Here is a 9,847-nt window from a genome sequence, read left to right as displayed (position 1 = left end):
GCGGCCTCGATGACTGCCCGGGAATCCTCGACCGAGGCCAGGGCGACCTGACCGGTCACCGCACCCGACGCCGGATTCGTCACGGGCGCGGTCTGCCCCGAGGTGCCTTCGAAGAAGGTGCCGTTGAGCCAGTGCTGAATGGTGGCCTGCATCGCGATGCGCTCACTTTCTGTGGGTGGTGACTTCAGTGTGGGACCCAGCGCACAGTCCGACCCCGACAAAATGTCTCCGATTTCGCCTATGTAGTTACAGTGTGTAAATGGAGCTGACCGTTGCCGATGTCATCGGCCTACCGGTACTGCACCGCGGAGAGCCCGAGGTGCTCAGCGCGCGCCGCTTCCACGACCCGATCCGCTGGGTGCACGTCAGCGATATCGCCGACCTGTCCGCCCTGGTGGAGGGCGGCGAGCTGGTGCTGACCACCGGTGCCGCCCTACGCGCCGACCCGCGGCGCTATCTGCAGGGGATGGCCGCCGCCGGTGTGCTCGGCATCGTCGTCGAACTCGGCGAGGCGGCGCTACCCCCCGACGCCGGGCGCTACGCCGAGGAGTTCGGCCTGGCCCTGGTCGCGCTGCACCGTGAGGTGCGGTTCGTCGAGATCACCGAGGCGGTGCACCGGATGATCGTCACCGACCAGTTCGACCGGGTCGACTTCGACCGGCGCGTGCACGAGACGTTCACCGACCTGAGCATGAAGCGTGCCTCGCTGGAGGGAATCGTGGAGGCCGCGGCAGGCATGCTCGACGAGCCCGTCGTCCTCGAGGATCTGGCACACCGGGTGCTCGCGGTGGCCGGCGTCCCCGGGGGAGGGCCCACCGCGGTGTTGCTGCGGGACTGGGAGCAGCGATCCCGTCGCACCGCCGAGGCCGAACACTGGACCACGACCGCGGTCGGTCCGCGCACCCAGGAATGGGGACGCCTGATCGTGCCGCGCCGATCCGCCGACGCGTCACGCACCCGGATGGTGCTGGAGCGCGCCGGGGTGGCGCTGGCGCTGCACCGGATGATCGAGCGGGACCGCTCCGGGCTCACCCACCAGGCCCAGACCGGACTGATCGACGATGTGCTGCGCAGCCGCATCACCGACGAGGCCGAGGTCGCCGCCCGCGCACACGCGCTGGGCCTGCGGTCCTCCGCGCGGTACGTGCCGGCCGCGGTCCGCATCGACCGGCCCATCCCGGCCACCGATCCCGTTGTCGGGCAACGCCACAACATCTCGCTGCTGGACACCGTCATGCACGCGGTGAACGCCTCCGGACATACCGGACTGTTCTCCGTGCGGCGCGACGGTGAGATCTGGATGGTGTTGTCCCTGAGCGTCACCCAACCGGCGGACAGTGCGCTGAGCGCGCTGGGGGCCGAGCTGCGCCGCGAGATCCGCCGGGTCGAGGCCGTGCCGGACAGCGCACTGGCAGTGGGCGATTCGGTCAACCGGGTGATCGATGCGATATACGGGATGGGGGAGGCCGCCCACATCGCCGAGGTCGCGCTGGCCATGAACGAGGCGCACCGTCCGTACTACCGCGCCGCCGACGTCCGGTTACGCGGACTGATCGCGCTGCTGCGCAGCGACCACCGCGTGCAGGCGTTCGCCGAGAGCGAGCTCAAGGCGCTGCTGGCCGGCGATCAGGCCAATATCGTTGTGCTCGGCGAGTATCTGCGGTTGGCGGGTAACAAGGCGGCGGTGGCCGCGCGACTGCACATCAGCAGGCCCGCGCTGTACAAGAAGCTCGCCGCGATCGAGGCCGCCCTCGGTGTCGACCTCGACGACGGTGAGTCACGCACCTCGCTGCACGTCGCGCTGATGGTGCTCGACGCCCAGCGCTTGCGCCGCCCCGTCGAGATCAGCACCGAACCGGCCCACGCCGAGATCGTCGATCCCTACACCTGATGACGGCCACCCGATGACGGCAGACATACTGTGGCCGAGGATGTCGAACGGTTCGCCAGCAGAGGAGCACAGCCGTGTCGGATGACGATCTCGCGGACTTCGACCGCACCGAGTTCACCCATGACGGTAAGACCCGCACGGTATTCCGTAAGGGCAGCGGTCCCGCGGTCATCGTGATCGCCGAGATGCCCGGCATCACCCCCAAGGTCGCGGCCTTCGCGCGGCAGGTCGCCGAGCTGGGCTGCACCGCCGTGCTGCCCCACCTGTTCGGGGTGCCGGGCCGAGACCCCAACGCGAGCAAGCTGGCCGGGGTGAAGGCGCTGGCCACCTCGATGGTGCCGGCCTGCATCAGCAAGGAGTTCACCACCTGGGCCACTGGCCGCACGTCACCGGTCGTCGGCTGGTTGCGCGCGCTGGCCCGTGCCGAGTACACGCGCTGCGGCGGTCCGGGGGTCGGCGCGGTAGGCATGTGCTTCACCGGCGGTTACGCCCTGGCGATGGCCACCGACGAGATCCTGCTCGCACCGGTGCTGTCGCAGCCGTCGATGCCCATAGCGCTGACCGCCGCGCAGAAGAACTCCATCGACATCTCGCCCGCCGACCTGGAGATCGTGAAGGGACGGTGCGCCCGGGGTCTGAAGGTGCTGGGCCTGCGCTTCGACTCCGACACGATGGTGCCCGCCCAACGATTCGATTTCCTGCGTGAACAACTCGGTGACGGATTCATCGCAGTGGAGCTCAGTGGCTCGGACGCCAATCCCGACGCGATGATGTCGGCCCATTCGGTGCTCACCGAGCATCTGATCGACAAGCCGGGCACCCCGACACGGGCCGCGCTGGACCAGGTGCTCGAGCTGTTCCGCAGCAGGCTGCTGGTCGGCTGAGCCGGGCGGACCGTCAGGCCGAGCGCTCGATCTCCGGCCGGTCGTCGGGATCATCGCCGTCGGTACTGGCCAACGCGGGGGACAGCAGCAGCCGGAACTGGTTTCCGCCGGACTTGCGCGCCTCGTACATCGCCCCGGTGCCGATGGTCAGCAACTCGTCGAGCACGTCATGGGAGGCTTGCTCGGTCAGCGGCTTGAGCGGAGTACTGACCACGCCGAGGCTGGCGGTCAGCTGATACGGCGCCGACTTGATGGTGCCGAGGATGCGCTCGGCCAGCGGGGTCGGGTCGGGGGTGGTGAACACGTCGGCGACCAGATACTCCGCATCACCCTGGTGGCCGATCACCGCGTCGCCACGCACCGTTTCACGCAGACGCTGTCCGATGGCGACCCTGGCACGGTTACCACCGGTCTTGCCGGACATCGCGGTCAGCAGCGAGAAGCTGTCCAGATTCACCACGATCAGGATCAGGTACCGGTCGTCGTGGCGGCTGCGCGATCCGATCAGCGTCGCAACGCTGTCGTAGAAGGCGTCGCGATTGAGCAGACCGGTCAGCGGTTCGATCTCACCGTGCGGCTTCTCCGACCCGATGAGCCGCAGGACCAATTCGCACGCGAAGACCATGAAAGCATTGATCAGCACCACGAACACGACGCTGGCCACCGCAAGGCCGTAGTCGATGGACACCAGCCGCCAGGCCAGCACGATCAGGGTCGCCAACTGGACCACCCAGACCCCGATGAGCCATCTCCGGGAATGGAAGATGACGGCATACCCGGTGGTCACTGTGAACGCGACCGAGCCGAGCAACCCGAGCACCGGATCGGGATCGGAGACACACGTCGCGGCGATGAGTACGGTCCCGGCGGCCAGACACACCTGGGATTGCCACCTGGGCGGCCAGTCCGACCGCGACCACATGAGCACCATCGCGGTGCACACCACCAAAAGCACGACCGCCAGGGCGAACCGGAAGGAATGTTGCAGACCGGAGCTCATCGCCGTCACCAGCACCGAGATGACACCCAGGGATCCGATGAGCGCGGCGACGACGCGCGAGGTGGGCACCTGAAGATCTCTGGCGGCCAGATATGCGGTCAGCCAGTCATAATGATCGCGCTGGTCACGCCCGTGAAGCATAGCGAACGGTACCAAAATTCAGCGCGGCTAACCTGACGTCTATGGCCTTCTCATGGAACCCTGCTCGGCTCGGCGATATGACCGGACAGACGGTGATGGTGACCGGAGCCACCAACGGTGTCGGGCTGGCGACCGCGGCGGCTCTGGCCGGCGCCGGCGCACATGTGGTGATGGCGGTGCGCAACACCGAACTCGGCGCTCGACGCGCCGAGGAGATCGGGGGCCGCACCTCGGTGGTCCGACTCGATCTCGCCGACCTGTCGTCGGTGCGGGGTTTTCCGGCCCGCCTCGTCGAGGCAGGTATCGACGGCCTCGACATCCTGATCAACAACGCGGGCGCGCTGTTCCAGCACCGCACCGAGACCGCGGACGGGTTCGAGGCGACCATCGCGACCAACCTGCTCGGGCCGTTCGCGCTGACCAACCTGCTGCTCGACCGCGTGCGGTCGCAGATCATCAACGTCGGTTCCCAGGCACACGAGTCGGCGACCCTGCGGCTGTCGGACATGCACCTGCGCACCAACAAGTGGACCGTGATGGGCGCCTACGCGGCGTCCAAACTCGCCGTCATGCTGTGGGGCCTCGAGCTCGACCGCCGGCTGCGGGAGGCCGGATCGCCGATCACCAGCCAGCTCACCCACCCGGGCTGGGTCGACTCCAATCTGCCTGCGCTGTCGGACACCCCGGTGATGAGGCTCGTGGCCCGCGGCGTGAAGTTGGTGGCCGGCCCCCTGGCCAACGACGCCGCGGCCGGGGCGGCGACCACGCTGTACTGCATCACCGAGCCGATCCCGCCCGGCAGCTATGTCGGGGTGGACGGTCGATTCGGACTCAAGGGGGTGCCGGTGCTCATCGGCCGATCCGTGCAAGCCTGTGACTACGCCGCCGCAGCGCGGCTGGTCCAGTTCGCTGAACAGGAGACGGGTACCACCCTCGCCATCCGTTAGCGCACCGATAACGACGCCGTCACCTGCCGATGCCACAGTGGTGGCCGTGACGGCCGAAACGGTGCCCGGCGGTCGGGTGGAACGTTTCCACCGGATCTGTGCGGCAATCGTCGGCCGGCTGCCATGGGGGCTGAGTTCGGTTGTCGCGCCGACCTTTCTGGGCTTCGGCTTGATCGCGGGCTTCACCTTCAGCATCGACATGGCCCTGCTCACCCTGCTCTACAGCGGCATGGACGCGCCGCTGCCGGTGGCCTTGACGGTCGGCTACGTCTGCGCCTTCGCGCTGGCCTACGTCCTCAACCGCACGCTGAACTTCCGCTCCCACGCCACCGTCGGCCCACAGCTGGCGGTCTATGCGGCGGTGGTGGCGATCAACTACCTGTTGTTCATCGTCGCGCTGCCGACCTCGTTGGTCGCGGCCGGATTGCAGTACCACCTGGCGCGATTATCGGCAGGCTGCTGCGAGGCCGTCTTCATGTACAGCGCGATGCGATGGGTGGTGTTTCGCCGCTGAGACGGCGGTCCCGGGCGCAGAATGACCGCTATGACCCTGGGGCGTAGGCAGATGGTGGTCGGGAGCGCGATGGCGGTCGGCGCGCTGGGCGCGGTCGCGGCGTGTGGATCCGCGGAGGCTCCTTCGGCCGCCCCGCAGACGCCCAGCGAGCCGGCCGAGAACACCGAATTGGCCAAGACCGCCGATGTGCCGGTCGGATCGGCACTCGTCGTCGACGGCATCGTGCTGACCCAGGAACAACCCGGTCGGATCAGGGGCTTCTCGACGGTGTGCCCGCATGCCGGTTGCGCCGTGTCCAAGGTGACCGGTGCGGAGGTGATCTGTCCCTGCCACGGCAGCAGTTTCGGTCTGGACGGCGCGGTGCTCACGGGCCCGGCCCACGGACCGCTCACCCCGGTGGATGTCGTCGTGCGGGGCGATTCGGTCGTCAGGGGGTGAAACGTCGTTACCATCAGCGCCTGTGACAGACGATGCGGGCGACCGGGCCGGCGCCGAGACGCCGGTTCCCTGGTACGAGGAATCCTGGGCGATCGTCAGCGCCGGGGTGGCCGGCGTGCTGGCCATCGGCGTGCTGATCTATGCGGTGCTGAACACTGCGGAGAGCTCGGTCGATCCGACCGGCGGACCCCAGGTGTATCCGGACACCAGCACGTCCCGCACCACCTCACCGACGACCTCCTCACCGACGACGTCGCGGACGACGACCTCTCGCACCACCACAAGCACGATTACCACCACCACCAGCACCACCGACGAGACCACGAGCACCACCACCACCGAGACCACCTCGGAGGAGAACCCGTTCTTCGTCGACCCCTTCCAGACGAGCACGGTCACGAGCACCGCGACCGCCGGCGAGGGGTAACCGGGCAGGGTTCGATTCGCTCAGGACGGGAACGTCTGACAGAATCGGCCACGAGGGGAGTACTCCTGCGCTGCGGTGTCGTCATCACGTCGTTCACATTCGGACGACCGGTGCCGCGGGCCCGCGTCACGTTGCGCAGGCGGAAGAGACCTCGGCCGTTTGATCGACGACCGGAGGTCCTGAATATATGAACGTGTCCACCCTCGAGTGGGGCATCACCCTCGCCGTCACACTGGGCGTCCTGCTGGTGGACATCCTCGTGTTCGGCCGCCGGCCGCATGAGCCGTCCACCCGGGAAACCTCGATCGCGCTGACGTTCTACGTCGGTCTCGCGATCGCCTTCGGCATCTGGACCTGGACGTTCCACGGCAGCCAGTACGGTGTCGAATTCTTTGCCGGATGGCTCACCGAGTACAGCCTCTCGGTGGACAACCTGTTCATCTTCTTGATCATCATGGCCAGCTTCAAGGTGCCGCGGATCTACCAACAGCAGGCGTTGCTGGTCGGCATCATCCTGGCGCTGATCTTCCGCGGCATCTTCATCGCGCTCGGCGCCGTCGCCATCGAACAGTTCTCGTGGGTGTTCTACATCTTCGGTGCCTTCCTCATCTACACCGCCATCAAGCTGGCCAAGGACACCGACCACGACGACGACGGTGAGAACGGTGTCGTCCGGTTCGCGCGCAACTACCTGAACACCACCGACAAATGGCACGGGCTCAAGCTCACCGTCAAGGAGAACTCCAAGCGCGTCATCACCCCGATGTTCCTGGTGATCATCGCGCTGGGCACCACCGACCTGCTGTTCGCGCTGGACTCGATCCCGGCCATCTACGGCCTGACCCAGGAGCCCTACCTGGTCTTCACGGCCAACGTGTTCGCACTGATGGGTCTGCGCCAGCTGTACTTCCTGCTCGGCGATCTGCTCAAGCGGCTGGTCTACCTGTCCCAGGGGCTGTCGTTCATCCTCGGCTTCATCGGCGTGAAGCTGGTGCTGCACGCCCTGCACGAGAACGAGCTGCCGTTCATCAACGGTGGCGAACCCGTGCATGTGCCGACCATCCCGACGCTGGCCAGCCTCGGTGTCATCATCGTCACGCTCGTCATCACCACTGTCGCCAGCCTGTACAAGACAAGGGTGGTCGACAAAAAGAATGACGAGCCCTCGAAGCAGAAAACGGATTAAGCCGTTCGGACGACCCGCGATCCGCCGCTCAGCAAACTTTCTCGGAGTAGCATCCGGCGAAATCGTTGTTCCGAGCGAGCGGAGCCGGGTTGTCCAGAACACATGTCGTGGGGCTGGCCTCGGTGCTGACCCTGGCGGTCGGACTGTCGCAGGCTGCCCCGGTGCTGGCGAGCAGCACTTACTACCTGGAGGGCACCCGGATCGGGAACACCACCGGGCACCAGTCACCGCAGGATTTCGCCACCGATATGTACACCGGCGCCGGGCTGAGCGCGCCAGGTGATTTCCGGCAGGTGGACTACCCCGCGGCCATCGGACCGTTCTCCTCCGGTGGCCTGCGGGACGCGACCTGGAACACCTCGGTCGGGCGTGGGGTGGCCAACCTCGGCGAGCAGCCGGTCGCCGGTGACACCGTGTTCGGCTACTCGCAGGGCGCGGTGGTCGCCTCCGCCTACAAGGGCGGCCACCGGGCCAACGGTGTCAACTACGTCCTCGTCGAGAATCCGGGGCGGCCCAACGGCGGGATCATGGCGCGGTTCGGCGGCCTGTACGTGCCACTGCTGGACATCACCTTCAGCGGTCCGACCCCGGTGGTGCGCGACCCGCAGCCCGGGGCCGGGACCACGGTGGACATCGCCCGCCAGTACGACGGGTGGGCGGACTTCCCGACCTATCCGCTGAACCTGCTGGCCACCGCCAACGCGATCCTCGGCATCATCTATCTGCACGGCGGAACCCAGGATCTCGACGCGACGGCGCTGTCGAGCATCGACACCGGTGACCCGCACTACTACCAGCAGCGCGGCGACACCACCTACTACCTGATCCCGACCGAACGCCTGCCGCTGCTGATGCCCCTTCGCGGGATACTGCCGGATCTGCTGCTCGACGCCATCGAGCGGCCGCTGCGGGCACTGGTCGAACTCGGATACGACCGCTCCGACTACAGCAGACCGACCGGAGCTGCGCTCCTTCCGCCGCTCGGCGCGATGTTCGCATCGCAGGCCCCGGCACAGCCGGCACCGGCAGCACTCGAGCCGAAACCGGTGGCCGATACCACCGCCGTGGATTCGTCGGCCCCGATCGTCGAGCGCACCCGCGGGCTGCGGGCCGGGTTCGGTGCGCGGGTGAACACGGCCGGGCGCGAGACCGAGTCGCTTGATGACACCGACATTGCCGACCCGACAGACCCCGCGGACCCCACCGGCCTTGCCGACGTTGCAGGCCACGAGACGGATCACGAGGGCGGTGACGGTATCGAGGTGCGCACGCCGGAAGAACCCGAGCCGGGCAGGGCCGCGTCGAGCGGGCCGTCGGGGGCGGACACGGCACCGGAGCCGCCCGCCGGAGAGAGCTAGCAGCGGCCCGGGCATCGGCGGTCGTCACCACCTAGGGTGGTGGCGTGACGATGAGGCCGCGCCGGTGATCGACCAGCTGCTCGTCGTTGTGTTCGCATTGTGCGCAGCGATTTTCGCCGCCATCGGCATCGTGGTGCGGCAGCGTGCGACGCTCGACGTACCCGAGGAACACGGTGTCAGCACCGTCATGTTCGCGACCCTGCTGCGACGTCCACTGTGGTGGGCCGGGACGGCCGCGGCTGTGGCCGGGTTCGTCTTCCAGGCGTTGGCGCTGGACAACGGATCGCTCATCGTCGTCCAACCCCTGTTGGTGTCGGCGCTGTTGTTCGCCCTCCCGCTCAGCGCCCGGTTGGCGCACCGGCGGGTGACACGCGGCGCCTGGTTGTGGGCGCTGCTGCTCACCGCATCCCTGGCGGTGTTCGTCCCGCTGGCCCACCCGCGCGTCAACGAGCAGGTGGCTCCGGCGCCGACGGTGGCTGTCGTCATCACCATCTGCTCGGTGCTGGTGATCGGATGCGTGGTGTTCGCGGTACGCCATACCGGCTGGAAACGTGCGGTGCCCCTGGCGGTCGCGGTCGGCGTGATGTTCGGTCTGGTCGCGGTGCTGACCAAGATCCTGATGTTCCTGCTGGACCGCGGAAGTGCAGTCGCGGTGTTGGCGACTCCGGTGCCCTACGCACTGGTCGCGCTGGGTGTACTCGCCACCCTGCTGCAGCAGTCGGCGTTCCACGCCGGATCGCTGCAGACGTCGGTCCCGACCATGGTTGTGGTCGAGCCGATCGCCGCGGTGTTGTTCGGCGTGTTCCTCCTCGGCGAAACCCTCAACGCCAACCGGTGGGAGACCGTGGTGCTCACCATCGCCGTCCTGGCCATGACCGCGGCCACCATCGCGCTGGGCCGTGACGAGGGCGCCTACGAGGAACGGTTGGAAGCCCAGGCACACCGATCCTGACAGCCTTTTGGCAGGAAATCCGCAGCTTGTGGCGGTCGGGCATATCTTTAGTTTTGCTAACGTTGTACGCGTTGGTCGGTGAGGACGATGAGGTCCCCGGCCGTTGCAA

General features: G+C 67.5%; 10 protein-coding genes and 1 pseudogene. 9 read left to right on the top strand and 2 right to left on the bottom strand.

Features of this window, described 5'->3' with window-relative positions:
* Positions 1 to 152, bottom strand: a pseudogene (locus tag G154_RS26275) (methylmalonate-semialdehyde dehydrogenase (CoA acylating)); the annotation flags it as partial.
* A 107-nt stretch (positions 153 to 259) separates the two neighbouring features.
* Between G154_RS26275 and G154_RS02480 the strand changes: the two are divergent.
* Positions 260 to 1,891 carry a PucR family transcriptional regulator gene (locus G154_RS02480; protein WP_019510573.1) on the top strand — a complete coding sequence of 544 codons (1,632 nt, stop codon included), beginning with the start codon at positions 260 to 262 and terminating at the stop codon, positions 1,889 to 1,891.
* A 74-nt stretch (positions 1,892 to 1,965) separates the two neighbouring features.
* Positions 1,966 to 2,775: a dienelactone hydrolase family protein gene (locus G154_RS02475; RefSeq protein ID WP_019510574.1), complete on the top strand. Its 810-nt coding sequence runs from the start codon at positions 1,966 to 1,968 to the stop codon at positions 2,773 to 2,775.
* A 13-nt stretch (positions 2,776 to 2,788) separates the two neighbouring features.
* Here G154_RS02475 and G154_RS02470 read toward each other — a convergent pair whose 3' ends face one another.
* The gene (locus G154_RS02470; protein WP_019510575.1) at positions 2,789 to 3,916 is read right to left on the bottom strand and encodes a GGDEF domain-containing protein; all 1,128 of its coding nucleotides are present in this window, start codon (positions 3,914 to 3,916) and stop codon (positions 2,789 to 2,791) included.
* A 41-nt stretch (positions 3,917 to 3,957) separates the two neighbouring features.
* Here G154_RS02470 and G154_RS02465 point away from each other — a divergent pair, with 41 nt between their 5' ends.
* From G154_RS02465 to G154_RS02435, 7 genes are all read left to right on the top strand, one after another.
* Entirely contained in the window at positions 3,958 to 4,863 is a 906-nt protein-coding gene (locus G154_RS02465) for an SDR family NAD(P)-dependent oxidoreductase (protein ID WP_023985023.1), read from the top strand.
* A gap of 46 nt (positions 4,864 to 4,909) precedes the next feature.
* On the top strand, positions 4,910 to 5,377 hold the full coding sequence (locus tag G154_RS02460) for a GtrA family protein (protein WP_110807399.1): 468 nt from the start codon (positions 4,910 to 4,912) through the stop codon (positions 5,375 to 5,377).
* A 30-nt stretch (positions 5,378 to 5,407) separates the two neighbouring features.
* Positions 5,408 to 5,815 carry a Rieske (2Fe-2S) protein gene (locus tag G154_RS02455; protein ID WP_023985022.1) on the top strand — a complete coding sequence of 136 codons (408 nt, stop codon included), beginning with the start codon at positions 5,408 to 5,410 and terminating at the stop codon, positions 5,813 to 5,815.
* Between the two features lie 22 nt (positions 5,816 to 5,837).
* On the top strand, positions 5,838 to 6,242 hold the full coding sequence (locus G154_RS02450; RefSeq protein WP_019510579.1) for a hypothetical protein: 405 nt from the start codon (positions 5,838 to 5,840) through the stop codon (positions 6,240 to 6,242).
* 187 nt (positions 6,243 to 6,429) lie between these two features.
* Positions 6,430 to 7,428, top strand: a complete 999-nt coding sequence (locus tag G154_RS02445) for a TerC family protein (RefSeq protein ID WP_019510580.1) — start codon at positions 6,430 to 6,432, stop codon at positions 7,426 to 7,428.
* Between the two features lie 89 nt (positions 7,429 to 7,517).
* The gene (locus tag G154_RS25430; RefSeq protein WP_131701357.1) at positions 7,518 to 8,786 is read left to right on the top strand and encodes a PE-PPE domain-containing protein; all 1,269 of its coding nucleotides are present in this window, start codon (positions 7,518 to 7,520) and stop codon (positions 8,784 to 8,786) included.
* 64 nt (positions 8,787 to 8,850) lie between these two features.
* Complete coding sequence (locus G154_RS02435) at positions 8,851 to 9,738, top strand: DMT family transporter (RefSeq protein ID WP_019510582.1); 888 nt, start codon at positions 8,851 to 8,853, stop codon at positions 9,736 to 9,738.
* The last annotated feature ends 109 nt before the right edge of the window (positions 9,739 to 9,847 follow it).

The sequence above is a fragment of the Mycobacterium sp. VKM Ac-1816D genome (assembly GCF_000416385.1).
Taxonomy (GTDB): domain Bacteria; phylum Actinomycetota; class Actinomycetes; order Mycobacteriales; family Mycobacteriaceae; genus Mycobacterium; species Mycobacterium neoaurum_A.
Note: the sequence above shows the minus strand (reverse complement) of the source record. Positions and strands in the feature narration are given on the sequence as shown.